The sequence below is a fragment of the Modestobacter sp. VKM Ac-2977 genome (assembly GCF_026968045.1).
In the GTDB taxonomy this organism is placed as follows: domain Bacteria; phylum Actinomycetota; class Actinomycetes; order Mycobacteriales; family Geodermatophilaceae; genus Modestobacter.
Genome location: NZ_JAPVBQ010000001.1, coordinates 829,700 through 853,260, shown reverse-complemented (window position 1 = coordinate 853,260; position 23,561 = coordinate 829,700). Strand labels below are relative to the sequence as shown.

The window sequence follows — 23,561 nt, the reverse complement described above, 5'->3', positions numbered from 1 at the left end:
TCAGCGGCCGCCGAGCAGCTCGCCGATGACCGGCAGCAGCGCGGCGAACGCCTGCCCCCGGTGGCTGATGGCGTCCTTCTCCGCCGGCTCCAGCTCCGCCGACGTGACCGTCAGGCCCGCCGGCACGAACACCGGGTCGTAGCCGAAACCGTTGCTGCCCCGCGGCTCCCGGACCACCGTGCCCCGCCAGCGCCGCTCCAGCACGTGCTCGCCGCCGTCGGGCGTGACCAGCGCGGCCGCGCAGACGAACGCCGCGCCGCGCCGCTCGTCGGGCACGTCGGCGAGCTGCCCGAGGAGCAGGGCGGTGTTGGCCGGGTCGTCCCCGTGCCGGCCGGACCAGCGGGCGGACAGGATCCCCGGCATGCCGTTGAGCGCGTCGACGGTCAGCCCGGAGTCGTCGGCGACCGCGGGCAGCCCGGTGTACCGGACCGCCTCGCGCGCCTTGAGCAGCGCGTTCTCCCCGAACGTCGCCCCGGTCTCCGGCGCCTCGGGGTACTCCGGCACGTCGCGCAGGCCGAGCACCTCGACCCCGGGGACGGCGGTGGCCAGCAGCCGCTGCAGCTCGGCGAGCTTGCCGGCGTTGCGGGTGGCGAGCAGCAGCCGGGTCACGCCGACAACGCCACCTGCTGGGCCAGGGTCAGCTCCGCGCAGCCGGCGACGGCCAGGTCGAGCAGCTCGTCGAGGGTGGCCCGGTCGAAGACGGCGCCCTCCGCCGTCCCCTGCACCTCGACGAAGCCGCCGGTGCCGGTGCACACGACGTTCATGTCGGTGCCGGCGGTGACGTCCTCCTCGTAGGCGAGGTCGAGCCGCGGCTCGCCGTCGATGACGCCGACGCTGACCGCGGCCACCGAGTTCGGCAGCGGGGTGGCGCTGGCCAGGTTGCCGCGCTCACCGAGCCAGCTCACCGCGTCGGCGAGGGCCACGTAGGCCCCGGTGATCGCCGCGGTGCGGGTGCCGCCGTCGGCCTGCAGGACGTCGCAGTCCAGCGCGATGCTGTTCTCCCCCAGCGCGGCCAGGTCGATGCTGGCCCGCAGGGAGCGGCCGATGAGCCGGCTGATCTCGTGGGTGCGGCCACCGACCTTGCCCTTGACCGACTCACGGTCGCTGCGGGTGTGGGTGGCCCGCGGGAGCATCGAGTACTCGGCGGTGACCCAGCCCAGCCCCGAGCCGCGGCGCCAGCGGGGCACGCCCTCGGTGACGCTGGCCGCGCAGAGCACACGGGTGCGCCCGAACTCGACGAGCACCGAGCCCTCGGCGTGGTCGAGCCAGTTGCGGGTGATGGTCACCGGACGGAGCTGGTCGGCCGCGCGGCCGTCGGGGCGGGTCACGTGGTCCGAGGGTAGTGCCGCCGTGTCACCCTCTCCCCCATGCGTTCCGAGCTGCGATCCGTCCGGACCGGGGGCGTGCCCTCCGTCGTCGACCTCACCGACGAGTGCGCCGAGTTCGTCCGCGGCGAGGGCGACGGCCTGCTGCAGGTCTTCGTGCCGCACGCCACCGCGGGGATCGCGATCATCGAGACCGGCGCCGGCAGTGACGACGACCTGATCGCCCAGCTCGACGAGCTGCTCCCCCGCGACGACCGCTGGCGACACCGGCACGGCGCCCCCGGGCACGGCCGCGACCACGTGCTGCCGGCGTTCGTCCCGCCGCACGCCACCGTGCCGGTGCTCGAGGGGCGGCTGACCCTGGGCACCTGGCAGCGCATCTGCTTCGTCGACACCAACGTCGACAACCCCTCGCGACACGTGCGGTTCAGCTTCCTGCCCGGCTGAGCGGCGGCCGGGTTGGGAACCGTCGGTCGGTTGCGGCACGATCCACCCATGACCGAGACCGACCGCGGCATCGACACCGCCCCCGTCCGCCTCGCGCCCGGTGACCCGGCGCCGGAGTTCACCCTCCCGGACGCCGACGGCACACCCGTCTCGCTGTCGTCCTTCCGGGGTCGGCGGGTCATCGTGTACTGCTACCCGGCCGCGCTCACCCCGGGCTGCACCACCCAGGCCGTCGACTTCACCGCCGCGGCCGGGGACCTGGCCGAGGCCGGGCTCGACATCATCGGCGTCTCCCCCGACGTCCCGGAGAAGCTGAGCCGGTTCCGGGAGCAGGAGGAGCTGTCGATCACGCTGGTCTCCGACCCGGAGAAGCAGGTGCTGACGGCCTACGGCGCCTACGGCCCGAAGAAGCTGTACGGCAAGGAGGTCGTCGGGGTCATCCGGTCGACCTTCGTCGTCGACGCGGACGGCCGGATCGAGAAGGCCGCCTACAACGTGAAGGCCACCGGGCACGTGGCGAAGCTGATGCGGGACCTCGGCATCGACTGACCCACCGTTCGGACCCGGTGCTGTCCAGGGGCTGGGACGGCGCTGGTCAGCCGGGCCCGGCTCGGGCAGGGTCGTGGCATGAGTGATCAGATCGGCGTCACCGGGCTCGCGGTCATGGGCGCCAACCTCGCCCGCAACCTCGCCCGGCACGGCCACCAGGTGGTGCTGCACAACCGCAGCAGGGGACGCACCGACGCCCTCGTCGAGCAGCACGGCAGCGAGGGTGACTTCGTGCCGACCGGGTCGATGGCGGAGTTCGTCGGCGCCCTGCAGCGCCCGCGCAAGATCATCGTCATGGTGCAGGCGGGCGCGGCCACCGACGGCGTCATCGAGGAGATCGCCCCGCTGCTGGACGAGGGCGACGTGCTTATGGACGGCGGCAACGCCCTGTTCACCGACACGATCCGCCGCACCGAGGCGCTCACCGCCCGGGGTCTGCACTTCATGGGCACCGGGATCAGCGGCGGTGAGGAGGGCGCGCTCAACGGGCCGAGCATCATGCCCGGCGGCTCGAAGGAGGCCTACGCGCTGGTCGGCCCGCTGCTGGAGTCGATCGCCGCCGTCGTCGACGGGGAGCCGTGCTGCACCCACATCGGGGCCAGCGGCGCCGGTCACTTCGTGAAGATGGTGCACAACGGCATCGAGTACGCCGACATGCAGCTCATCGCCGAGGCCTACGACCTGCTGCGCCAGGGGCTGGAGCTGACGCCGGCCGAGATCGGTGACGTCTTCGCCAGCTGGAACGAGGGCGACCTCGAGAGCTACCTGATCGAGATCACCGCGCAGGTGCTGCGGCACACCGACGCCGAGACCGGTGGGCCGTTCGTCGACATCGTGCTGGACGAGGCCGAGCAGAAGGGCACCGGTCGCTGGACCGTGCAGTCGGCGCTGGACCTGGGGGTGCCGGTCAGCGGCATCGCGGAGGCGGTCTTCGCCCGTGCGCTGTCCGGGCACCGCGAGCAGCGGCAGGCCGCGCAGCGGGTGCTGCCGGGGCCCGACCGCGAGTGGGACGAGCAGGTCGCCGACAAGGACGCCTTCATCGAGTCGGTGCGCCAGGCGCTGTACGCCTCGAAGGTGGTGGCCTACGCCCAGGGGTTCGACCAGATCACCCAGGGCGCCGACCAGCACGGCTGGGACATCGACCGGGCCGCACTGGCCAAGATCTGGCGCGGCGGCTGCATCATCCGGGCGCGCTTCCTGGACCGGATCAGCCAGGTCTTCACCGACGAGCCCGACGTCACCACGCTGCTGACCAACGACTACTTCCGCGGCGCGGTCAGCGAGGGCCAGGAGAGCTGGCGGCAGGTCGTGGCGGGGGCGGCCCGGCACGGGGTGCCGGTGCCCGGCTTCGCCAGCGCACTGGCCTACTACGACGGGCTGCGCGCCGAGCGGCTGCCCGCCGCACTGATCCAGGGCCTGCGCGACCTCTTCGGCGCCCACACCTACCGGCGGACCGACCGCGAGGGCTCCTTCCACACCATGTGGGGCGAGGACGGCCGCGAGGTGCAGACCTCCTGACCGCGATCGCGTGACCGCCGGGCCCCCACCGCGGGCCCGGCGGTCAGCCGGCGGGCGGCAGCACGCGCGCCACCTCGTCGGCCACCTGCTCGACCGTCATCGTCGTGGTGTCCACGACGAGATCGGCCGCTGCGACCAGCCACGGCCGGGCATCCGCGTACGCACGAGCGTGCTCGAGCCGCCACGACACGGCGCCCGGCTCGGCCTCGTCGGTGCGGATGCGGCGGGACAGCTCGTCGGCGGCGACGTCGAGCACGACGTGCCGCACCTCGACGCCGCGGGAAGCGAGCCCGGTGAACACCTCGTCGGCGTACTGCTCGGAGAGCAGGCTCATCGGCGCCACGACGAGACGGCGACCGGCCCCGTCCAGCACCGCACCCGCTGCGACGACGAGCTCCCGCCACTCGGGCAGGTCCTGGAAGTCACCGGTCGGGAGCGGCAGCGCGCGCCGCAGCAGGTACCCGACCATCTCGGGGTCGTACTCGACCAGTTCCGGCCGGCGGCGTCGCAGCTCGGCCGCGGCAGCCGTCTTCCCCGCGCCGAACGCACCGTGCAGCCAGACGATCACGGCCGCCACCGTAGGAGACCGGCCCCCACCGCGACGGCCACGAGCGCCGGCCCGGCGTGCCACGATCACTGCATGGTCACCGTCGGGCAGGTCGTCCTCGGCGTCACCGACGTCCAGCGCGCCGTCGAGTTCTGGCGCGCTGCCCTGGGCTACGAGTTCGTCGACGGCGGCTTCGGTGGCTGTACGAACGTCCTGGCGCCGCCAACCGGTGCGCCGGGCGCCCGGCTGGCGCTGCACACCAGCACCACACCGCCGCCCTCCCGTCCCCGCCTGCACCTGGACCTGCACGTCGCCGACCGGGCTGAGCAGGCGGCCGAGGTCGAGCGTCTCGGCGGCCTGGGCGCCCAGCGGGTCGACTGGGACGGCTACCCGGACGACCCGGACTTCGTCGTCCTCGCCGACCCCGATGGCAACGTCTTCTGCATCGTCGACCTGAGCCACCCGGCCGGCTGAGGCCGTCCGGTCACGACCCGCTCTCGGCCGCCTTCGCACGTGCGCGGCGCTTGCCCTCGTGCATCGCGGCCACCCGGGCGACCGGGATGGTGTGACCCTCGGCGACGAGGTCGGCGGGGAGCTGCTGCGGCCCGGGCAACGCCGCCGCCCACGGGTCGCCGTCCCCGATCCGCTCCTGCGCGGTGCGCACGGTGACGTCCCCCGGCCGGACGTCGTCCAGCTCGTCCCAGCCCACCGGTGTCGAGACCGGCAGGCCGGGCCGCACCCGCGGGCTGTAGGCCGCCGCCACCGTGCCCCGGCCCGAGCGGGTCGAGTCGACGAACACCCGGCCAGCCCGCTCGGCCACCACGTAGGCGGTGGTCGCCAGCTCGGGGTCGAGGCGCTCGGCCCGGGCCGCCAGGGCGCGGGTGGCGGCGGCGACGTCCTCGGCCGGTGAGCCGTGCACCGGGACGACGACGTGCACCCCCGTCGACCCGCTCGTCTTCACCGCCGCCGTCAGGCCGGCCTCGGCGAGCGCGCGGCGGCACAGCCGGGCCGTGCGCACGACCACGTCGAACGGCGCACCGTCGGGCGGGTCGAGGTCGAGCACCAGCCCGGTCGGCTGCTCCTCCCCCACCCGGCTGAACGGCACGTGGTACTCCACGGCGCGCTGGTTGGCCAGCCACAGCAGGGTGCGGCGGTCCTCGACCAGCACCTGGTGCACCTCGCGGTGGGCCCGGTCGGACCAGGTGGCCACCGTCCGCACCCACTCCGGCGCGCCCTTGGGCACGTCGCGCTGGATGAACGGAGCCGCTCCGGGCCGCACCCGCGTGATGGTCAGTGGCCGCCCGGCGAGCAGCGGGACGAGCCGGTCGGCGAAGGCGTCGAGGTGGTCGACCAGGTCGCGCTTGGTCACCTCGAGCCCGTCGCCCAGCGGGGAGTCCAGGCTGCTCAGCCGGACGCCGTCCCGTTCTTCGCTGGTGGCCACCCGGTCACCGTGCCGGTCGCCGCCCCGTGGGGCAACCGGTCAGGCCGGCCCGTCCTCAGATGTCGTGGACGGCGGCGTGCCGGGCGAGCTCGGCGGCCGGGAAGACCGATCGCGCATCGGCCAGCTGCGCCTCGGCGTCCACCCAGGCGGGCACGTGCGTGACGAGCAGCCGGCCGACCCCGGCCGCAGCGGCGTGCTCCCCCGCCTGCCGACCGGTCAGGTGCAGCCCCGGGGGGAGGTCGGGGACGTCGGGGTAGGCGGCCTCGGCCAGCAGCACGTCCGCCCCCCGGGCCAGCTCGACGACGGCGTCCGACGGGCCGGTGTCACCGGTGTAGACCAGCGACCGGCCACCGGCGGTCAACCGCACGGCGTAGCACTCGACCGGGTGGGCCGTCCGCACCGTCCGCACCTGGAACGGCCCGATCGACCAGCTGCCGGGGCCGACCGGGGTGACGTCGAAGACGTCGTCGATCGGCCCGCCGTCGGTGTCGTAGGCGGCCGCGAGCCGGCGGTCGGCGCCGACCGGTGCGTACAGCGGCACGGCACGACCGTCGGAGCGGCCCGAGTAGCGGTGCCACACGATGAAGGGCGCCGCGTCCAGGCAGTGGTCGGCGTGCAGGTGGCTGAGGTAGACGGCGTCGACCCGACCGGGGTCGATGAGCCCCTGCAGGGCGCCGAAGGACCCGTTGCCCAGGTCCAGCAGCAGCGCGAACTCCTCGTGCTCCACCAGGTAGCACGAGGCGGGTGAGGACGGGCCCGGTGCGCTGCCGGAGCAGCCGACGACGGTCAGCCTCACTCCCCGGCCTCCGCACCCGCACGCAGGACGGCGTCGACCTCGGGGCCCAGGAACCGCCGGCCGAGCCGGGCGAAGGGCTCGGGGTCGCCGGTGGCGAGGAACCGGTGCACCGGCGGCGGGCCCTCGGGGTCGCGCAGCAGGTCGGTCCGGGTGAGCACCCGGTACACGTCCTTGGCCGTCTCCTCCGCACTGGACACCAGCGTGACCTCCTCGCCCAGCACCAGCGACAGCACGCCGGTCAGCAACGGATAGTGCGTGCAGCCGAGCACGACGGTGTCGACCCCGGCCCCCAGCAGGGGGTCGAGGTAGGACTGCGCCAGCCCGACGAGCTGCCGGCCACTGGTGATCCCGCGCTCGACGAAGTCGACGAAGCTGGGGCAGGCGGCGCTGGTGACGCTCAGCTGGGGGGCGGCGGCGAACGCGTCCTCGTACGCGCCGCTCCGGACGGTGGCCTGGGTGGCGATGACGCCGACCCGCCCGTTCCTGGTCGCGGCGGTCGCCCGGCGGACCGCGGGGAGCACCACCTCCACCACCGGGACGTCGTAGCGCTCCCGGGCGTCGCCCAGGCAGGCGGCGCTGGCGGAGTTGCAGGCGATGACGAGCATCTTGACCCCGTCGGCGACCAGCTGGTCCATGGCCGCGAGCGAGTGCCGGCGGACCTCGGCGATCGGCCGGGGGCCGTACGGGCTGTGCGCGGTGTCGCCGAGATAGCGGATCGCCTCGTGCGGCAGCTGGTCGAGGACGGCGCGGGCCACGGTGAGCCCACCGACCCCGGAGTCGAAGATCCCGATGGGCGCGTCGGCTCCCGATGTCGCAGTGCTCATGTCGGCAGCCAGGCTAACGGCCCGGTCGGACATCTCTCGGCGGCTGGGCCGAGACGGCGGTCACGACCCCGACTGTCGGTCAGGGACGACGCAGCAGCGCCGCGTCCGGGAGCAGCAGCCCGTCCCCGGTCCAGCGGGCACCGGTCAGGTCCCGGACGACGGCGGGCGCGTCGCTGGCCAGCGCCGTGTGACCGATGCCCAGCACGGTGGCGCCGGCCGCGAGCCCGGCGCTGACCCCGCTCGGGCTGTCCTCGAGCACGATCACCTCGCCCGGGAGGACGCCGAGCCGGGTCGCGCCGGTCAGGTACGGCTCGGGGTGGGGCTTGCCGGTGACGACGTCCTCGGCGGTCACCACCACCTCGGGCACCGGGACACCGGCGCCCCGCAGCCGCGCGGTGGCCAGCTCACGGACGCCGGAGGTGACCACCGCCCAGGGGACGTCGCCGAGTTGCGCGATGAGGTCCAGGACGCCGGGGACGGCGAGCGTGCCGGCGACGTCCTCCAGCTCGTAGCGGGTGATCAGGGCGGTCGACCGCTCGACGTCCTCGGGCTTGACGAAGACCGCCACCGTGTCGGCCGCCCGGCGGCCGGGCACCGCGGCCAGCACCTCGGCCGGGTCGAACCCGGAGTCGACCGCCCAGCGCGACCAGGACCGGACCACGCTGGGCTCGGAGTCGACCAGCACCCCGTCGTTGTCGAACAACAGCCCCACCGCCGGCAGGACTAGGCCCACAACTGGCCCTCCAGCGCGGCGCTGGCCTCCTCGAGCGTGCCGGCGTAGGCACCGGTCGACAGGTACTTCCACCCGCCGTCGCAGACGATGAAGACGATGTCGGCCTTGCGGCCGGCCGCGACCTCCTTGTCGGCGACCCCGAGCGCCGCGTGCAGGATCGCCCCGGTCGAGATGCCGGCGAAGATGCCCTCGCGCTCGACGAGCTGCCGGGTGCGGTGGATCGCGTCGTCCGGCCCGACGGAGAACCGCGAGTCCAGCAGGTCGGCGTCGTAGAGCTCGGGGATGAACCCCTCGTCGATGTTGCGCAACCCGTAGACCAGCTCGCCGTAGCGCGGCTCGGCGGCGATCACCTGGACGTCGGGCTTCTTCTCCCGCAGGTACCGGGAGACGCCCATCAGCGTGCCGGTGGTGCCCAGCCCCGCCACGAAGTGCGTGATGGAGGGCATGTCGGCCAGGATCTCCGGACCCGTGCCGGTGTAGTGCGCCTCGGCGTTGGCCGGGTTGCCGTACTGGTAGAGCATCACCCAGTCGTCGTGCTCGGCGGCCAGCCCCTTGGCGACGGCGACGGCCTGGTTGCTGCCCCCGGCGGCCGGCGAGCTGATGATCCGGGCGCCGTACATCTCCAGCAGCTGACGCCGCTCGATCGAGGTGTTCTCCGGCATCACGCAGATCAGCTGGTAGCCGCGCTGCCGGGCGACCATGGCCAAGGAGATGCCGGTGTTGCCGCTGGTGGGCTCCAGGATCGTGGCGCCCGGCTGCAGCCGGCCCTCCTTCTCCGCCGCCTCGATCATGGCGATGGCGGCCCGGTCCTTGATCGAACCGGTGGGGTTGTGGTCCTCGAGCTTGGCCCACAGCCGGACGTCGGGGGTGGGCGACAGCGCCGGCAGCCCCACCAGCGGGGTGTTGCCGAGCGAGTCGACGAGGGAGGCGAAGCGGGCCATGGCGGGTCTCCTGGAGTTGCGGTACCGGGCGGGGAGGCTCCGGGTCAGCAGCCGCCGGCGACGGCGGGGAGGATCGTGACCGAGTCGCCGTCCTTGACCGAGGTGTCGAGCGCACCGGTGAAGCGCACGTCCTCGTCGTTGACGTAGACGTTCACGAAGCGGTGCAGCTTGCCCTCGTCGGTGACCAGACGGCCCTTGATGCCGGGGTGCTGGCTGTCGATGTCGTCGACCAGCGCGCCGAGCGTGTCGCCGTTGCCCTGGACGGTCTTGTTGCCGCCGGTGTGGGTGCGCAGGATGGTCGGGATGCGGACCTCGATGGCCATGGCGTGGGAACTCCTTCTCGCGGGGTGACGGGGGGTCGCGCGCAGGGCGCGCGGGAACGACTGCTCGGGGGAACGCCGGTGCGCGGCCGGCGATTCCGCCGGCCGCGGGGTGAGCTGCGGCTCAGTCGTAGACGACGGTGGTCGGCGAGTGGCCGAACAGGTAGGACTCGACGACCTCGACGTCCTCCTCGCGCACCTCGCCGTCGACGATCCGGAAGCTGCGGAACTCGACCTCGTCGCCGGCCAGGCCGGTGCGGGCGCCGTGCTCGCGGGTGGAGACCAGCACGTAGTGCGCCTCGGGCTCGGAGGCGAGTTTGACGTCGGTGCGCGAAGGGCGGGCCTCGGTGGCGGTGTGCGAGTGGTAGATGACCACGGGCACCTCGTCCCGGTCGTCCATGTCGCGGTACAGCTTCAGCAGGTCGGCGCTGTCGAATTGGTAGAACGTCGGCGAGCGGGCCGCGTTGAGCATCGGGATGAAGCGCTCGGGCCGGTCACTGCCCTCGGGACCGGCGACGACGCCACAGGCCTCGTCCGGGTGGTCTTCCCGGGCGTGGGCCACGATGGCGTCGTAGGTCGCGCGGTCGATGCGCAGCACACCACCAGTCTAGGCAGCGCCGCCGGCCGGCGTCCTCCCCGCCCCGGACGGCCGCCGGAACGGGTGACCGGCGGAGGAACGGATTGCGTCGCAGACGTGTCCGACCGATAACGTCGCCGACCGTGGTGATCGAGGTTCTCATGGTGGTCGGCGTCGTCCTGGTCGCGCTGCCGGCCCTGGCCATCGGATCGGCCCGGCTGCTGCACCGCAGTGGCCGCGCCACGGACGAGCGGACCGACCGGGTCGAACTGGTGCTGGTGGTGCTCGGCCGGCTCATCGGGCTGGTGCTGCTGGCCGGCCTGTCCGGCATCACCCTGCTGTCCTGCATCGGGGCGCTCGTGCAGGACGTGACGGTGCACAGCCTGGTCTACGTGTTCTTCGTCGCCGACCTGCTCGTCGCCATCCTGGTGCTGCTCACCGTCGGTCGCCTCGACCCGCGGCCAAGGCGTCGATCAACGACCCCTGCACGGCGGTGAGCCAGTAGTAGACGGCCAGCTGCGAGTTCTCGTCGTCGGCCCCCTCTCCTGCGGCGTCGATCTCCGGGGGCTCGGTCTCCGCGGTGATGCCCAGCCGGGTGCCCATCGCCAACCGGAGGTCGTTGGTGGTGCGCAGCCAGGCACGCGCCTGCTCGGCGTCCAGCCGCACCTCGCCGCCGTCGGGCGGCACGGTCGCCCGGACCATCGCCAGGTCGTCGGCCTTGCCGCTGCGCAGCCCGGCCTCGGTGAGGTCGCGGTACTCGGCGGCCAGCTGCGGGTCGCTGGCGTGACCGCTGGGCAGCAGGCGCTCCAGCACCGGGTCTCCACCGGAGTCGGCCGGGTCGGCGGCCAGCAGCTGCTCCAGCTGGTCCAGCAACAGGCCCACGATGTCGGCCTCGGCGTCGACCAGCCGAGCCACCAGCTCGTCGCCCTTGCGGCGGAACGGCTTCATGCGTCCCGCTGGTACGTGGCCCACAGCCCGTAGGCGTGCAGCCGGTTGGTGTCGTGCTCCATCCGCTCCCGCGGGCCGGAGCTGACGATGGCCTTGCCCTCGTTGTGCACCTGCAGCATGAGCTCGGTCGCCGTCGCCTCGTCGTACCCGAACAGCTCCTGGAGCACGAACGTCACGTAGGTCATCAGGTTGACCGGGTCGTCCCAGACGACGGTGACCCAGGGGCGGTCGAGGGCGGACTCCTCCCCCGTCGACGTCTCCGACACCCGTTCGGGCGCGATCGGTCCGGCCACGTGAGCACTCTAGGACGACCGCCTCCCGCGACGCAGTCGGTGGGCACCTATCGTGCTGCTCCATGCCGCAGAGCCCGTCGCTCAGCCCCGCGATGCTCACCGACCGCTACGAGCTGACGATGCTGGCCGCCGCACTGGCCGACGGCACCGCCGACCGGGACTGCGTCTTCGAGGTCTTCGCCCGCCGGCTGCCGCACGGCCGGCGGTACGGGGTGCTCGCCGGCACCGGCCGGTTCCTGGAGGCGCTGGCCGACTTCCGCTTCGGGGACGCCGAGCTCGACGCGCTCCGGCAGCAGGGCGTGGACGACCCACGACTGCTGGAGCACCTGGCCGGCTTCCGGTTCACCGGGGACGTCGACGGCTACGCCGAGGGCGACCTCTACTTCCCCGGCTCGCCGGTGCTGACCGTGCGGGCCCCGTTCGGCCAGGCCGTGCTGCTGGAGACGCTGGTCCTGTCGATGCTCAACCACGACAGCGCCATCGCCGCCGCCGGTGCCCGGATGGTCGGCGCCGCCTGCGGGCGCCCGTGCATCGAGATGGGCTCCCGGCGCACCCACGAGCAGGCCGCCGTCGCCGCGGCCCGGGCCGCGGCCCTGGTCGGCTTCTCCGCGACGTCGAACCTGGCCGCCGGCGCCCGCTACGGCATCCCCACGACCGGCACCAGCGCCCACGCGTTCACCCTGCTGCACGACGACGAGGCGGCGGCGTTCCGCGCGCAGCTGGACACCCTGGGCGTCGGGACGACGCTGCTGGTCGACACCTACGACACCGAGCAGGGCATCCGGACGGCGGTCGAGGTGGCCGGCCCGGAGCTCGGCGCCGTCCGCCTGGACTCCGGTGACCTCGCCATCGAGGCGACCCGCGCCCGCGAGCTGCTGGACTCCCTGGGCGCGACGGACACCCGGGTCATCGTCACCAGCGACCTCGACGAGTACGCGATCGCCGCGCTGGCGGCCGCCCCGGTCGACGGCTACGGGGTGGGCACCTCACTGGTGACCGGCTCCGGCTCCCCCACCGTCGGGATGGTCTACAAGCTCGTGGCCCGGGACGGGGTGCCGGTGGCCAAGAACTCCGTGGGCAAGCGCTCGGTGGGCGGGCGCAAGCACGCCGTCCGCCGGCACGACGCCGACGGGACGGCGACCGCAGAGGTGGTCAGCGCGGCACCGGTCGCCCCCCGGGAGCACGACCGCGAGCTGGTCCGGCCACTGGTCCGCGGCGGCGAGCTCGTCGACCCCCGGTCCCCGGCCGAGGCCCTGTCCGCCGCGCAGGACCAGCACGTCCGGGCACGCGCCGCCCTGCCGACCGGGGCGTGGTCGCTGTCCCGGGGCGAGCCGGCGATCGACACCGTCACCGGATAGCCGAGGGTCCCGCCCCGCCAGCGGCTCGCCGCCGGGGCAGGATGGGGTCATGACCCGGGCCCTGGTGATCGTGGACGTGCAGAACGACTTCTGCGAGGGCGGCAGTCTCGCCGTCGACGGCGGCACCGCCGTCGCGCGGGCGATCAGCGCGCACGCCGCCGCGACCGACTACGCGCACGTCGTCGCCACCCGGGACCACCACGTCGACCCAGGCGGCCACTTCGCCGAGCAGCCGGACTACCTGGAGACCTGGCCGGCGCACTGCGTCGTCGGGACGTCCGGGGTCGAGCTGCACTCGGACCTGGACCGGCGGCCGATCGAGGCGGTCTTCGACAAGGGCGAGTACGAAGCCGCCTACTCCGGCTTCGAAGGCTCGTTCGACGGGCAGTCCCTGGCCGACTGGCTGCGGGACCACGGGGTCGACGCGATCGACGTCGTCGGCATCGCCACCGACCACTGCGTCCGGGCCACCGCGCTGGACGGGCTCGGCGCCGGGTTCGCCACCCGGGTGTTGCTGGAGCTCACCGCCGGAGTCTCACCGGCCACCACCGAGGCCGCCCTGGAGCAGCTCCGCACCGCCGGCGTGGAGCTCAGCACATCGTCGTCCTGACGGACGACACCGCGGTCAGCAGCCGTGCCCGACTCGCGTGGAGCCGCTGAGCTGCCTCCTCGGGGAGGCCTCCGGCCTCCCGTCGTCGCCAGTCCCCAGTGCTGACTCGCGTTCAGCTGGCGTCCAGCACCTCGTCGCGGGTGAACCCGAGGACCTGCAGGACGGCGTCGAGGTAGGGCTGGTTCAACGCGGCGTGCGCCTGGTCGCGCACGAACGGCTTGGCGTTGAAGGCGATGCCCAGCCCGGCCGCGTTCAGCATGTCGAGGTCGTTGGCGCCGTCGCCCACCGCGACCGTCTGGTCCAGCGGGACGCCGTGCTGCGCAGCGAAGCGGGCCAGCGCCCGGGCCTTGCCCGCCCGGTCGACGACCTCGCCGACGAGCCCACCGGTGAGCCGGCCGTCGGCCACCTCGAGGGTGTTCGCGGCGGCGAAGTCCAGGCCGAGCTCGGCGGCGAGCGGATCGGTGATCTGGGTGAACCCGCCGCTGACGATCCCGCAGCGGAAGCCCAATCGCTGCAACGTGCGGATCAGGGTCCGGGCACCCGGGGTCAGCACCAGGTGGGCCCGCACCTCGTCCAGCACCCCCACCGGCAGCCCGGCCAGCACCGCCACCCGCGCGCGGAGGGACTCCTCGAAGTCGAGCTCGCCGTTCATCGCCGCCGCGGTGATCCGGGCGACCTCGGCGGCCCGGCCGGCCCGGGCGGCCAGCTCGTCGATCACCTCTCCGCGCACCAGGGTCGAGTCGACGTCCAGCACGATCAGCCGCTTGCCGCGCCGGGCCAGCCCGACCTGCTCCACGGCGATGTCGGTGCCCGTCTCGGCGGCGACCGTCGCCAGCGCCGTCCGCAGCTCGGTGGAGGCGGCACCGGAGACGGTCAGCTCGAAGCTGGTGACCGGGTAGTCCGACAGCCGGCGGATCGCCTCGATGTTGCCGCCCACCCCGGCGATGGCGCGGGCGGCGCCGGCGACCGCAGCGGGCGGGACGGGGCGGCCGAGCACGATGACGTGGTGGCGTGCGGTGCGCTCCTGCCGGGCGCTGCCGGCCGCGGTTGGCTGGACGCTCACCGCGACGCCGGTCCGGGACGCCACCTCGGCGACGGTGGCGCGCAGTCGGTCGGCCAGGGACCCGACGGACCCGCTCTCCGGGCTCCCGACGACGACACCCAGCACCAGCTGGCCGTGCACCACCACCTGTTCGACGTCGAGGACCTCGACCGGGTGCGGGCCGACCTCGGCCAGCGCGGCGAACAGCGCCGCGGTGACCCCCGGCCGGTCGCTGCCGGTCACGGTCAGCAGGGCACCGTCCGACGTCGGCGGTGCAGCAGTCGGGTCGGTCGGCGCTGGGGCGGCGGCGCGGTCGGTCACGCGGTCATCGTGCCGGACCGGTGATCGCCCCCCGACCGCACCCTGCCCGACGGTCCCCGGCCCCGGACGCACGGACGCCCCGTCAGCCGATCGGCTGACGGGGCGCCCGTACGTGGTCCCCCCTCAGGGGGCCTTGCTCAGGTCGGGTCCTTGTCGTCGGCTCCCTGGCGGGCGCCGCCGGTGAGACCGGCCTCGCTGGCGTAGGGCTGGTGCCCCTTGCCGGCGTGCGCCTCCATCTCCAGGCGGTCCCGCAGGTGCGGGTAGTGCAGCTCGAACGCGGGGCGCTCCGACCGGATCCGGGGGATCTCGACGAAGTTGTGCCGCGGCGGAGGCGACGAGGTCGCCCACTCCAGCGAGTTGCCGTGGCCCCAGGGGTCGTCGCGCAGCGCCAGCCGGCCGTGCTTCCACGACTTCACGACGTTGTAGACGAACGGGATCACCGAGGCACCCAAGATGAACGACCCGATGGTGGAGATCGTGTGCATCGTGGTGAAGGAGCCGCCGCCGTCGATCGCGAGGTAGTCGACGTACCGGCGCGGCATGCCCGCGTTGCCCAGCCAGTGCTGGATGAGGAACGTGGCGTGGAAGCCGATGAAGGTCAGCCAGAAGTGCAGCTTGCCGATCTTCTCGTCCATCATCCGGCCGCACATCTTCGGGAACCAGAAGTACAGACCGGCGTAGGCGGCGAACACCACGGTGCCGAAGACGACGTAGTGGAAGTGGGCCACGACGAAGTAGCTGTCGTTGACGTGCCAGTCCAGCGGCGGGCTGGCCAGCAGGACGCCGGTCAGACCACCGAGCAGGAAGGTGATGAGGAAGCCGATGGAGAACAGCATCGGCGTCTCGAAGGTGATCTGGCCGCGCCACATCGTGCCGATCCAGTTGAAGAACTTGATCCCGGTCGGAACCGCGATCAGGTACGTCAGGAAGGCGAAGAACGGCAGCAGCACCGCGCCGGTGGCGAACATGTGGTGCGCCCAGACCGCCAGCGACAGGGCGGTGATCGCGATGAGCGCGAAGACCATGCCCTTGTAGCCGAACAGCGGCTTGCGGCTGAAGACCGGGATGACCTCGCTGATGATGCCGAAGAACGGCAACGCGATGATGTAGACCTCTGGATGCCCGAAGAACCAGAACAGGTGCTGCCACAGCAACGGCCCGCCGTTCTCCGGCGAGTAGACCTGCGCACCGAGGTGCCGGTCGGCCAGCAGCGCGAACAGCGCGGCGGTCAGGATCGGGAAGGCGAGCAGGATCAGGATGCTGGTGACCAGCGACGCCCAGGTGAAGATGGACATCCGGAACATCGTCAGGCCCGGCGCCCGCAGGCAGACGATCGTGGCGATGAAGTTGACGCCACCGAGGATCGTGCCGAGACCACTGACCGCCAGGCCCGCGATCCACAGGTCGGCACCGGCGCCGGGGCTGTGCACCCCGGTCGACAGCGGCACGTAGGCGTACCACCCGAAGTCGGCGGCGCCACCCGGGGTCAGGAAGCCGGAGACGGCGATCGAGGACCCGAAGAAGAACAGCCAGAAGGAGAAGGCGTTCAGTCGCGGGAAGGCGACGTCGGGCGCGCCCAGCTGCAGCGGCATGATCAGGTTCGCGAAGGCGAAGAACATCGGCGTCGCGAAGAACAGCAGCATCACCGTGCCGTGCATGGTGACCAGCTGGTTGTACTGCTCGGGCGAGAGGAACTGAAGCTCCGGGCGGGCCAGCTCACCGCGCATCAGCAGCGCCATGAAGCCACCGACGAAGAACCAGATGAACGACACCGTCGTGTACATCAGGCCGATGGTCTTGTGGTCGGTGGTGCGCAGCAGACCGAGGAGCCGCGATCCCTTCTCGGCCTCGTGGGCCGGGCTCGGCCGGCTCACGATCGGGGCGGGTGCGATCGTCACGGTCGGAGCTTAGACCGTCACGTCACGGCCGACGCGGCGGGAGCAGGAGTCGGTGCGGCGCGTCCCGGCGCACTCCCCCGGGGGCTCGGTCCGGCGCCGGCGGAAGTGCTGGTGGGCGCGGTACGGAGGGCTGTCGGGCGCGCCCGGGCGCACGACCGACGGGCGATGCGGCGGCTCGGGGAGTTTGCTCACGTCCGGGCGTGGGAACCGGTGATCTTGCGCTGGACGGACCAGCGCGAGGCGGCTCGACCGTCGTGCACCGGAGGCGCCCGTGGACATCGGTGGGATCCTCTTGACCGTCCTGATCGGCTTCGTCGCCGGTCTGATCGCCCGTGCCGTGGTCCCGGGCAAGCAGGACCTCGGCCTCATCGCCACCCTCGTGCTCGGCCTCATCGGCTCGGTGGTGGGCAACCTCGTGTTCAACCTCGTCCAGGGCGACGGGCTGCAGTTCGACCTCGGCGGCTGGTGGGCGTCGATCCTGGGCGCGATCCTCGTGCTCGCCGTCTACGTCGCCGCCACGGGCAAGCAGCGTCGCGTCACCCGCTGACCCTGCCGCCCCTCGCGCTCAGCCGCGCGTCCAACTGCCGACGTCGACCGCCACCGTGACCGCGACCGGCTCCGGCAGCCCGGCCACCCGGGCGGCCAGCTCCCCCGGCGCGAGGTGCCGGGCGTGCGGGCCCATCCCGACGAGCGTGCGCACCGCGAGGTGGTCCAGCTCCAGCACCGATCGATGGCCCGCCGTCCCGGCCGGGCGCAGGTGCGGCTCGAGCGCGGCGGCCAGCCGGTCGGCCTTGGCCGGGTCGACGTGCAGCAGCCCCAGCGGGTCGACGAGCTCGGCCAGGTGGTCCGCGGCCGGGGTGACCACGACGAGCCGGCCGTCCGGGGTCAGCACCCGCGCGGTCTCCGCGCCGTTGCGCGGGGCGAACACGACGAGCACCCGGTCGACCGACCCGTCGCGCACCGGCCAGCGCGCCCAGGAGTCGGCCACCACGGCCATCGCGCGGGGGTGGGCGCGGGCGGCCCGGCGGGCGGCGTAGCGGGAGGCGTCGAGCACCACCCCGACGGCGGCGGGTGCCCGGTCCAGCACGCCGGCGAGGTGCGCTCCGGTGCCGCCGCCGGAGTCGAGCAGCGTCCGCGGTGGCGGCCCGGCGAGGGCGGCGTCGGCGAGGGCCGCGGTGATGCCGGCGTAGTGGTCGGCGGCCAGGAAGTCCGCCCGGTCCCCCACCATCGTCGCGGAGTCACCCTCGTGCGGGCTGCCGCCCGGTGGGAGGAGCGTGACGTGGCCCTGCCGCGCCCGGTCGAAGGCGTGCCCGGCGGTGCACCGGAGACCGGCCCGGTCGGCGGCGAGCTGCTGGCCGCAGACCGGGCACGCGAGCAGTGCGACCGCGGCCGGTGGGAGCGGGGGCGGGCTCACCGGCGCGGCGGTCGCACGGGCAGCCGGTGCAGCACCACGTCCCGCAGCTGCCCGGCGTCGGCGGTGGCCGTGAGGAACGTGGCGAACGGCTGGCGGCGCCGGTCGGTGGGCGACCCGGGGTTGAGCAGCCGGAGCCCGGTGGACGCCGTCGTGTCCCAGGGGATGTGACTGTGCCCGAACACCAGGACGTCGACGTCCGGGAAGGCGGCCGCACACCGCTGCTCCCGACCCTTGGCGTCCCCGGTCTCGTGCACCACCGCGACGCGGACGCCGTCGAGCTCCACCCGGGCCACCTCCGGGAGCCGGTCCCGCAGCACCCCGTGGTCGTTGTTGCCGTACACGCCCACCAGCCGACGCGACCGCCGCTCCAGCTCGTCGAGCAGGGCGACGTCCACCCAGTCGCCGGCGTGCACCACGACGTCGGCCGCCTCGATCTGCTGCCACAGCGGATCGGGCAGGTCCCGCGCCCGCTTGGGGACGTGGGTGTCGGCGGTGAACACCACGGAGACGGACACGGGGCCATCGTCCCAGCCCACCCCGGACCACTCAGTCGTGGACGGGGGCCTCGTGGTTCCGGTGCCCGGGCGACTCGAGCTGGAAGGTGCAGTGCTCCAGGTCGAAGTGGTCGCCCAGACAGCTGCAGAGCGCATCGAGCACCCGGCCGCCGTGCCCGTCGGCCAGCGCCTCGTCACTGACGACGACGTGCGCGGAGAGCACCGGCAGCCCCGAGGTGATGGTCCAGGCGTGCAGGTCGTGCACGTCCAGGACGTCGGGCACGCCGAGCACGTGGTCGCGCACCTGCTCCAGGTCTACCCCCTTCGGCGCCGCCTCCAGCAGCACGTCCAGCGCCTCGCGGAGCAGCGACCAGGCGCGGGGCAGGACCAGGGCGCCGACTGCGAAGGAGGCGACGACGTCGGCACCGGTCCAGCCGGTCGTCAGGATGACGACGCCGGCGACGATGACGGCGACCGAGCCCAGCGCGTCGCCGAGCACCTCGAGGTAGGCGCCGCGGGTGTTCAGCGACTCGCGCTGGCCGGAGCGGAGCAGGGCCAGCGAGCCGACGTTGACCGCCAGCCCGACGAGGGCGACGCCGAGCATCCAGCCGGAGTCGATGTCGGGCGGGTCGCCGATCCGGCGGACCGCCTCGACCACGACGTACCCGCCGACGACGAGCAGGAGGAGGCCGTTGCCGACGGCGGCGAGGACCTCCATGCGCTGCCAGCCGAAGGTGCGCCGGCCGCGGGCGGGGCGCTGGGCGAGGGTGACCGCACCGAGGGCCATGCCGATGCCCAGCGCGTCGGTGGCCATGTGGGCGGCGTCGGCGAGCAGGGCCAGCGAGCCCGAGATCAGCGCGCCGACCAGTTCCAGGACGAAGACGGAGCCGGTGAGGGCCAGGACGATGGCCAGCCGGCCGCGGTGCCCGGCGGCCGTGGTGCCGGAGCCGTGCCCCGCACCGTGGTCGTGACCCATCGCCGTCCCCTCCGTCGCCCCGCGTTCTGACATGCACGATGCCGCATGTCATCCAGGAACGCCAGGCCGGCCCCCTCGCAGGGGCCCGCCGCGAGCGTGCGGGTGGCGAGGGGCGAGGGGTCCTCGATCAGATCGCGACGCCGCGCTCGCGCAGCCACGGGAGGGGGTCGATCCGGGGCCCGTCGAGGCCGCCGGCGTGCACCTCGAAGTGCAGGTGCGGCCCGGTGGACTGACCCTCGTTGCCCAGCAGTGCGATGGTGTCGCCCGCCCGCACGGTCTGCCCCTCCTCGACCAGGATCTCCTGCATGTGGCCGTAGACCGAGACGTCGCCGTTCGCGTGCTGGACGTAGACCGCCAGCCCGAAGCCACTGGCCGCACCGGCGCGGAGGACGACGCCGTCCATCACCGCGTACTCGGGGGTGCCCAACGGCGCCGCGAAGTCGATGCCCGCGTGCAGCGTGCCCCAGCGCGAACCGAACTGGCTGGTGAGCCGCCCCTGCACGGGCAGCACGGCCTTGGGCCGAGCCGCCTCCGCGGCGGCCGCGGCGGCCGCCTCGGCCGCGACGCGGTCCGCCTCGGCCTGCACCTGGGCGGCGGCGGCCTCGGCGTCCTCGCGCTGGGCGCGGGTGGCAGCCAGCTCCTGCAGGCGGGCTGCGGCCTCCTCGCCGGTGAGGGCGGGCTGGTCCGCCTGGACCATGCCCAGCTCCTCGGCGACGCTGACCGGCTCGTCGGCCGCCGCGCGGGCGACCGGGGGCGGCGAGCCGGCGGCGGTGAGCCCGAGCCCGACCACCCCGAGGATCGCCGCGGCCACGAACAACGCCGGGCGGCCGACCGGGACCGTCAGCCGACGGCGGGGGCTCGCCGTGACCTCGGCAGCCGGCGCGGCGTCGGCCGGCAGCGGCGTGCTCGCCGGGCCCAGCGGCCAGGAGTCGACGAGCACCGGGTCGGCCCCCTCGACCGGGAGCGGCCACTGCTCCGACCGGGTGACCGGCGAGGTGCCGGCCGGGACGTGGCAGGCGACCGACGCGGTGTGCGTCGAGGCGGCACCGAGGAGGCGGCGCGGACGGCGGACGGCCCGGCGGAACGGCAGCACGGAGGCGAGCACCTCGGGGCGGTCGGACGGCGGGGTGGCGGCGACAGACCCGCCGACGGCGCCGGTCGAGCGCACCGTCCCCTCGTCGTCGAGCCGGGTGAGGTGTTGCGGGTCCATGCACCTGTCTTTCCGTCGGGGGCCATTCGGGCGGGGCCCATGTAAACACGCCGTGATCGGTTCGTGATGTGGGCGGCCGGGTATGCACACCCGGTCAAGTGGTCGACGTCACAACACTTAGTGCCAAACGGGCACCCTCTGTTACGTCATCACTGCGTGCGGGTCAGGAATCGAACGCGCCGTGATGGGTAGGGGCGAGGAACGTCACGCCCCGGTGAACGGCCCGCTGACCCGTCGCGGCCCTCCGGAGCACCCCAGACCCGAGGAGCACCCCCCATGCGCGCAGTGACCTGGCACGGCCGGGACGACGTCCGGGTGGACACCGTCCCGGACCCGGAGATCAAGGACCCCACGGACGTGATCGTGCAGGTCACCTCCAGCGGGATCTGCGGCTCGGACCTCCACCTGATCGAGGTCATGGCGCCGTTCATGACCGTCGGCGACGTGCTCGGCCACGAGCCGATGGGGATCGTCCGCGAGGTCGGCCCCGCGGTCACCGAGCTGAAGGCCGGCGACCGGGTCGTCGTCCCGTTCAACATCTCCTGCGGCACCTGCTGGATGTGCGCCCAGGGGCTGCAGAGCCAGTGCGAGACCACGCAGAACAGGGAGCAGGGCTTCGGCGCCTCACTGTTCGGCTACACCAAGCTCTACGGCCAGGTGCCCGGCGGCCAGGCCGAGTACCTGCGGGTGCCCTTCGGCAACACCCTGCCGATCAAGGTGCCCGAGGGCCCGGCCGACGACCGCTTCGTCTACCTCTCCGACGTGCTGCCCACCGCCTGGCAGGCCGTGCAGTACGCCGGCGTCGTCCCCGGCGGGTCGGTGCTGGTGCTGGGTCTCGGCCCGATCGGCGACATGGCCACCCGGATCGCCAAGCACCTGGGAGCGGCACAGGTGCTCGCGTCCGACACCGTGCCCGAGCGGCTGGCCCGGGCCCGCGCCAACGGGATCGACGTCCTGGACTCCACCGACCAGGCCGACGTCGTCGCCTGGGTACGGGACAAGACCGACGGTCGCGGCCCGGACGCCGTCATCGACGCCGTCGGCATGGAGGCGCACGGCTCCCCCGGCGCGAAGTTCGCGCAGAAGGCCAGCGCCCTGGTGCCCGACGCCATCATGGAGAAGGTCATGACGGTGGCCGGCATCGACCGGATGGCCGCGCTCAACACCGCGATCGAGTCGGTGCGCCGCGGCGGCACCATCTCGCTGTCCGGCGTCTACGGCGGGGCGACCGACCCGATGCCGCTCATGCGGATGTTCGACAAGCAGATCGAGATGCGGATGGGCCAGGCCAACGTGTGGCGCTGGGTGCCGGACATCCTGCCGCTGCTCACCGACGCCGACCCGCTCGGCGTCGACTCCTTCGCCACGCACCGCGTGCCGCTGGAGCAGGCGCCCCAGGCGTACGAGACCTTCCGGCAGAAGCAGGACGGCGCGGTGAAGGTGCTGCTGCAGCCCTGACCTGCACGTCCACGGGCCGCGCACGGGACTCATGTCCCGGCGCGGCCCGTGGCGCGCGTGGCCACGTGACCAGCCTCATGTGCGTCGGGGGCAGCGCAACCGGTGCCACTGCTCTTGGCTGGACCGGGGCACCGTCCCCGCCATCCCCGTACCACTCCTGAGGAGCCCCGCCGTGCCCCGCGCGCTGCTCGCCCTGTCCATCGGTGCCTTCGGCATCGGCACCTCCGAGTTCGTGATCATGGGCATGCTCCCCCAGGTGGCCGACGACTTCTCCGTCTCGGTCGCCGCGGTCGGGATCCTGATCAGCGCCTACGCCCTCGGGGTCGTCATCGGGGCGCCGACGCTGACCGCGCTGGGCGTGCGGTTCACCCCGCGGCAGACGCTCATCGGGCTGATGGTGGTCTTCACCGTCGGCAACACCCTCTCCGCAGTCGCCCCGACCTACGAGACGCTGATGGCCGCCCGGGTGATCACCGCGCTGGCGCACGGCTCGTTCTTCGGTGTGGGGGCCGTAGCGGCTCGGAGGCTGGTGGCCAAGGAGAAGGGCACCCAGGCGATCTCCCTGATGTTCGTCGGCCTGACCCTGGCCAACGTCATCGGCGTCCCCATCGGCACGTTCGTCGCCCAGCAGCTGAGCTGGCGGCTGGTGTTCGGTGGTACCGCGGCGATCGGGCTGCTCACCATCGCCGGGCTGCTCGCCTGGCTGCCACGGGTGGCCGCCGCGCCCACCGACCTCCGGCAGGAGCTGGGCGCCTTCCGCCGGCGTCAGGTCTGGCTCACCCTCGGGGTCACCACCATCGGCTTCGCCGCGCTGTTCTCGGTCTACAGCTACGTGAGCCCGATCCTCACCGACCTCGCCGGGATGCCCGAGAGCCGCGTCACCATCGTGCTCGCGCTCTTCGGGCTGGGCACCACCGTCGGCACCCTGCTCGGCGGCCGGCTGGGCGACCGGTACGGCTTCGCCTTCGTCACCGTCGGGCTGCTGGTCACCGCCGCGCTCCTCGCCGTGTTCACCGTCGTGGTGGTGAACCAGGTCGCCGCCGTCATCCTGCTCGTGCTCTTCGGCGCGATCACCTTCTCCGGCGGGCCGGTGGTGCAGAACCGGGCCATCGAGGCGGCCCGGGTCCAGGGCGGCAGCCTGGTGTCCGCGGCCAACCAGGGCGCGTTCAACGCGGCCAACGCCCTGGGCGCAGCCCTGGGTGCGGCCACCCTCACCGCCGGCTGGGGCTACCGCGCGCCGATGTGGGTGGGGGCGGTGCTGGCGCTGCTGGGCGCGGGTCTGTCGGTGATCGCACTGCGCAGCCAGCGGGCCGAGACGGCCCGCGACGCTGCCGCCGGGATGACGGCCGCGACCCCGATGGGGACCCCCGCCCCGGTCCGCGCCGCCTGACGGTGTGCACGCCCGCTGCCCGCGGGCGCGCACCGCCCAAGACGACGAGCTGCGGCAGGCGGTGCACGACGACCTCGACCACCTGGGCTCGACGTGCTGGACGGGGTGAACCTGCGGTTGCCCGGTTTCGC

General features: G+C 73.6%; 28 protein-coding genes. 10 read left to right on the top strand and 18 right to left on the bottom strand.

Going from position 1 to position 23,561, the window contains the following annotated elements; all coding sequences use genetic code 11:
• Both rdgB and rph read right to left on the bottom strand, forming a co-directional pair.
• Positions 1–609: an RdgB/HAM1 family non-canonical purine NTP pyrophosphatase gene (gene rdgB / locus O2V63_RS04190; RefSeq protein ID WP_269166309.1), complete on the bottom strand. Its 609-nt coding sequence runs from the start codon at positions 607–609 to the stop codon at positions 1–3.
• The gene (gene rph / locus O2V63_RS04185) at positions 606–1,328 is read right to left on the bottom strand and encodes a ribonuclease PH (protein ID WP_269166308.1); all 723 of its coding nucleotides are present in this window, start codon (positions 1,326–1,328) and stop codon (positions 606–608) included. The genes rdgB and rph overlap by 4 nt, the downstream gene beginning before the upstream one ends.
• A gap of 39 nt (positions 1,329–1,367) precedes the next feature.
• On the opposite strand from rph, the gene O2V63_RS04180 reads away from it, so the two are divergent.
• The 3 genes from O2V63_RS04180 (at position 1,368) to gndA (ending at position 3,839) form a co-directional block, all read left to right on the top strand.
• Positions 1,368–1,772: a YjbQ family protein gene (locus O2V63_RS04180; RefSeq protein ID WP_269166307.1), complete on the top strand. Its 405-nt coding sequence runs from the start codon at positions 1,368–1,370 to the stop codon at positions 1,770–1,772.
• Between the two features lie 48 nt (positions 1,773–1,820).
• Positions 1,821–2,321 carry a thioredoxin-dependent thiol peroxidase gene (bcp, locus tag O2V63_RS04175; RefSeq protein ID WP_269166306.1) on the top strand — a complete coding sequence of 167 codons (501 nt, stop codon included), beginning with the start codon at positions 1,821–1,823 and terminating at the stop codon, positions 2,319–2,321.
• A 78-nt stretch (positions 2,322–2,399) separates the two neighbouring features.
• Positions 2,400–3,839, top strand: coding sequence for an NADP-dependent phosphogluconate dehydrogenase (gene gndA, locus O2V63_RS04170; RefSeq protein ID WP_269166305.1), 1,440 nt, complete (start codon positions 2,400–2,402; stop codon positions 3,837–3,839).
• Positions 3,840–3,882: 43 nt separating this feature from the next.
• Here the strand turns inward: gndA and O2V63_RS04165 are convergent, their stop codons facing one another.
• Entirely contained in the window at positions 3,883–4,407 is a 525-nt protein-coding gene (locus tag O2V63_RS04165; protein ID WP_269166304.1) for an AAA family ATPase, read from the bottom strand.
• A 72-nt stretch (positions 4,408–4,479) separates the two neighbouring features.
• Here O2V63_RS04165 and O2V63_RS04160 point away from each other — a divergent pair, with 72 nt between their 5' ends.
• Positions 4,480–4,860: a VOC family protein gene (locus O2V63_RS04160; protein WP_269166303.1), complete on the top strand. Its 381-nt coding sequence runs from the start codon at positions 4,480–4,482 to the stop codon at positions 4,858–4,860.
• Between the two features lie 10 nt (positions 4,861–4,870).
• On the opposite strand, the gene O2V63_RS04155 is transcribed toward O2V63_RS04160, so the two are convergent.
• From O2V63_RS04155 to O2V63_RS04125, 7 genes are all read right to left on the bottom strand, one after another.
• Positions 4,871–5,827 (bottom strand): DNA polymerase domain-containing protein, encoded by a 957-nt coding sequence (locus O2V63_RS04155; protein ID WP_269166302.1) that lies wholly within the window; start codon positions 5,825–5,827, stop codon positions 4,871–4,873.
• 55 nt (positions 5,828–5,882) lie between these two features.
• A complete protein-coding gene (locus tag O2V63_RS04150; protein ID WP_269166301.1) occupies positions 5,883–6,623 on the bottom strand; it encodes an MBL fold metallo-hydrolase in 741 nt (246 codons plus the stop codon).
• A complete protein-coding gene (murI, locus tag O2V63_RS04145) occupies positions 6,620–7,447 on the bottom strand; it encodes a glutamate racemase (RefSeq protein WP_269166300.1) in 828 nt (275 codons plus the stop codon). The genes O2V63_RS04150 and murI overlap by 4 nt, the downstream gene beginning before the upstream one ends.
• Before the next feature lie 79 nt (positions 7,448–7,526).
• On the bottom strand, positions 7,527–8,150 hold the full coding sequence (locus tag O2V63_RS04140) for an HAD-IA family hydrolase (RefSeq protein ID WP_269166299.1): 624 nt from the start codon (positions 8,148–8,150) through the stop codon (positions 7,527–7,529).
• 20 nt (positions 8,151–8,170) lie between these two features.
• On the bottom strand, positions 8,171–9,121 hold the full coding sequence (locus O2V63_RS04135) for a PLP-dependent cysteine synthase family protein (RefSeq protein WP_269166298.1): 951 nt from the start codon (positions 9,119–9,121) through the stop codon (positions 8,171–8,173).
• Positions 9,122–9,165: 44 nt separating this feature from the next.
• Positions 9,166–9,444 (bottom strand): MoaD/ThiS family protein, encoded by a 279-nt coding sequence (locus O2V63_RS04130; RefSeq protein WP_036333445.1) that lies wholly within the window; start codon positions 9,442–9,444, stop codon positions 9,166–9,168.
• A gap of 121 nt (positions 9,445–9,565) precedes the next feature.
• Positions 9,566–10,039, bottom strand: coding sequence for a M67 family metallopeptidase (locus tag O2V63_RS04125; RefSeq protein ID WP_269166297.1), 474 nt, complete (start codon positions 10,037–10,039; stop codon positions 9,566–9,568).
• A gap of 122 nt (positions 10,040–10,161) precedes the next feature.
• On the opposite strand from O2V63_RS04125, the gene O2V63_RS04120 reads away from it, so the two are divergent.
• Positions 10,162–10,515 carry a hypothetical protein gene (locus tag O2V63_RS04120; protein WP_269166296.1) on the top strand — a complete coding sequence of 118 codons (354 nt, stop codon included), beginning with the start codon at positions 10,162–10,164 and terminating at the stop codon, positions 10,513–10,515.
• On the opposite strand, the gene O2V63_RS04115 is transcribed toward O2V63_RS04120, so the two are convergent.
• Positions 10,454–10,966: a DUF2017 family protein gene (locus tag O2V63_RS04115; protein WP_269161777.1), complete on the bottom strand. Its 513-nt coding sequence runs from the start codon at positions 10,964–10,966 to the stop codon at positions 10,454–10,456. The two genes, O2V63_RS04120 and O2V63_RS04115, sit on opposite strands and share 62 nt — an antisense overlap.
• Positions 10,963–11,259, bottom strand: a complete 297-nt coding sequence (clpS, locus tag O2V63_RS04110; RefSeq protein WP_269166295.1) for an ATP-dependent Clp protease adapter ClpS — start codon at positions 11,257–11,259, stop codon at positions 10,963–10,965. The genes O2V63_RS04115 and clpS overlap by 4 nt, the downstream gene beginning before the upstream one ends.
• 62 nt (positions 11,260–11,321) lie before the next feature.
• On the opposite strand from clpS, the gene O2V63_RS04105 reads away from it, so the two are divergent.
• The gene (locus O2V63_RS04105) at positions 11,322–12,617 is read left to right on the top strand and encodes a nicotinate phosphoribosyltransferase (protein ID WP_269166294.1); all 1,296 of its coding nucleotides are present in this window, start codon (positions 11,322–11,324) and stop codon (positions 12,615–12,617) included.
• 49 nt (positions 12,618–12,666) lie between these two features.
• Positions 12,667–13,227 carry an isochorismatase family protein gene (locus tag O2V63_RS04100; RefSeq protein ID WP_269166293.1) on the top strand — a complete coding sequence of 187 codons (561 nt, stop codon included), beginning with the start codon at positions 12,667–12,669 and terminating at the stop codon, positions 13,225–13,227.
• A gap of 112 nt (positions 13,228–13,339) precedes the next feature.
• Here O2V63_RS04100 and serB read toward each other — a convergent pair whose 3' ends face one another.
• Positions 13,340–14,590: a phosphoserine phosphatase SerB gene (gene serB / locus O2V63_RS04095; RefSeq protein WP_269166292.1), complete on the bottom strand. Its 1,251-nt coding sequence runs from the start codon at positions 14,588–14,590 to the stop codon at positions 13,340–13,342.
• A gap of 137 nt (positions 14,591–14,727) precedes the next feature.
• A complete protein-coding gene (gene ctaD / locus O2V63_RS04090; protein ID WP_269166291.1) occupies positions 14,728–16,488 on the bottom strand; it encodes an aa3-type cytochrome oxidase subunit I in 1,761 nt (586 codons plus the stop codon).
• A gap of 271 nt (positions 16,489–16,759) precedes the next feature.
• On the opposite strand from ctaD, the gene O2V63_RS04085 reads away from it, so the two are divergent.
• Positions 16,760–17,035: a GlsB/YeaQ/YmgE family stress response membrane protein gene (locus O2V63_RS04085; RefSeq protein ID WP_269166290.1), complete on the top strand. Its 276-nt coding sequence runs from the start codon at positions 16,760–16,762 to the stop codon at positions 17,033–17,035.
• An 18-nt stretch (positions 17,036–17,053) separates the two neighbouring features.
• Here the strand turns inward: O2V63_RS04085 and O2V63_RS04080 are convergent, their stop codons facing one another.
• The 4 genes from O2V63_RS04080 to O2V63_RS04065 form a co-directional block, all read right to left on the bottom strand.
• Positions 17,054–17,866: a putative RNA methyltransferase gene (locus O2V63_RS04080; RefSeq protein ID WP_442929002.1), complete on the bottom strand. Its 813-nt coding sequence runs from the start codon at positions 17,864–17,866 to the stop codon at positions 17,054–17,056.
• Between the two features lie 32 nt (positions 17,867–17,898).
• Positions 17,899–18,417, bottom strand: a complete 519-nt coding sequence (locus O2V63_RS04075) for a metallophosphoesterase family protein (protein WP_269166288.1) — start codon at positions 18,415–18,417, stop codon at positions 17,899–17,901.
• Positions 18,418–18,448: 31 nt separating this feature from the next.
• A complete protein-coding gene (locus O2V63_RS04070) occupies positions 18,449–19,372 on the bottom strand; it encodes a cation diffusion facilitator family transporter (protein ID WP_269166287.1) in 924 nt (307 codons plus the stop codon).
• A 127-nt stretch (positions 19,373–19,499) separates the two neighbouring features.
• A complete protein-coding gene (locus O2V63_RS04065) occupies positions 19,500–20,582 on the bottom strand; it encodes a M23 family metallopeptidase (protein WP_269166286.1) in 1,083 nt (360 codons plus the stop codon).
• Between the two features lie 276 nt (positions 20,583–20,858).
• Between O2V63_RS04065 and O2V63_RS04060 the strand changes: the two genes are divergently transcribed.
• Together O2V63_RS04060 and O2V63_RS04055 are read left to right on the top strand one after the other, a co-directional pair.
• On the top strand, positions 20,859–22,040 hold the full coding sequence (locus O2V63_RS04060; protein ID WP_269166285.1) for a zinc-dependent alcohol dehydrogenase: 1,182 nt from the start codon (positions 20,859–20,861) through the stop codon (positions 22,038–22,040).
• Positions 22,041–22,212: 172 nt separating this feature from the next.
• Complete coding sequence (locus tag O2V63_RS04055) at positions 22,213–23,430, top strand: MFS transporter (RefSeq protein ID WP_269166284.1); 1,218 nt, start codon at positions 22,213–22,215, stop codon at positions 23,428–23,430.
• The last annotated feature ends 131 nt before the right edge of the window (positions 23,431–23,561 follow it).

Coding starts and splice junctions, on each gene's coding strand:
- O2V63_RS04180 (WP_269166307.1), top strand. CDS start 1,368: ATGCGTTCCGAGCTGCGATCCGTCCGGACCGGGGGCGTGCCCTCCGTC.
- bcp (WP_269166306.1), top strand. CDS start 1,821: ATGACCGAGACCGACCGCGGCATCGACACCGCCCCCGTCCGCCTCGCG.
- gndA (WP_269166305.1), top strand. CDS start 2,400: ATGAGTGATCAGATCGGCGTCACCGGGCTCGCGGTCATGGGCGCCAAC.
- O2V63_RS04160 (WP_269166303.1), top strand. CDS start 4,480: ATGGTCACCGTCGGGCAGGTCGTCCTCGGCGTCACCGACGTCCAGCGC.
- murI (WP_269166300.1), bottom strand. CDS start 7,447: ATGAGCACTGCGACATCGGGAGCCGACGCGCCCATCGGGATCTTCGAC.
- O2V63_RS04135 (WP_269166298.1), bottom strand. CDS start 9,121: ATGGCCCGCTTCGCCTCCCTCGTCGACTCGCTCGGCAACACCCCGCTG.
- O2V63_RS04130 (WP_036333445.1), bottom strand. CDS start 9,444: ATGGCCATCGAGGTCCGCATCCCGACCATCCTGCGCACCCACACCGGC.
- O2V63_RS04115 (WP_269161777.1), bottom strand. CDS start 10,966: ATGAAGCCGTTCCGCCGCAAGGGCGACGAGCTGGTGGCTCGGCTGGTC.
- O2V63_RS04105 (WP_269166294.1), top strand. CDS start 11,322: ATGCCGCAGAGCCCGTCGCTCAGCCCCGCGATGCTCACCGACCGCTAC.
- O2V63_RS04100 (WP_269166293.1), top strand. CDS start 12,667: ATGACCCGGGCCCTGGTGATCGTGGACGTGCAGAACGACTTCTGCGAG.
- O2V63_RS04070 (WP_269166287.1), bottom strand. CDS start 19,372: ATGGGTCACGACCACGGTGCGGGGCACGGCTCCGGCACCACGGCCGCC.
- O2V63_RS04065 (WP_269166286.1), bottom strand. CDS start 20,582: ATGGACCCGCAACACCTCACCCGGCTCGACGACGAGGGGACGGTGCGC.
- O2V63_RS04060 (WP_269166285.1), top strand. CDS start 20,859: ATGCGCGCAGTGACCTGGCACGGCCGGGACGACGTCCGGGTGGACACC.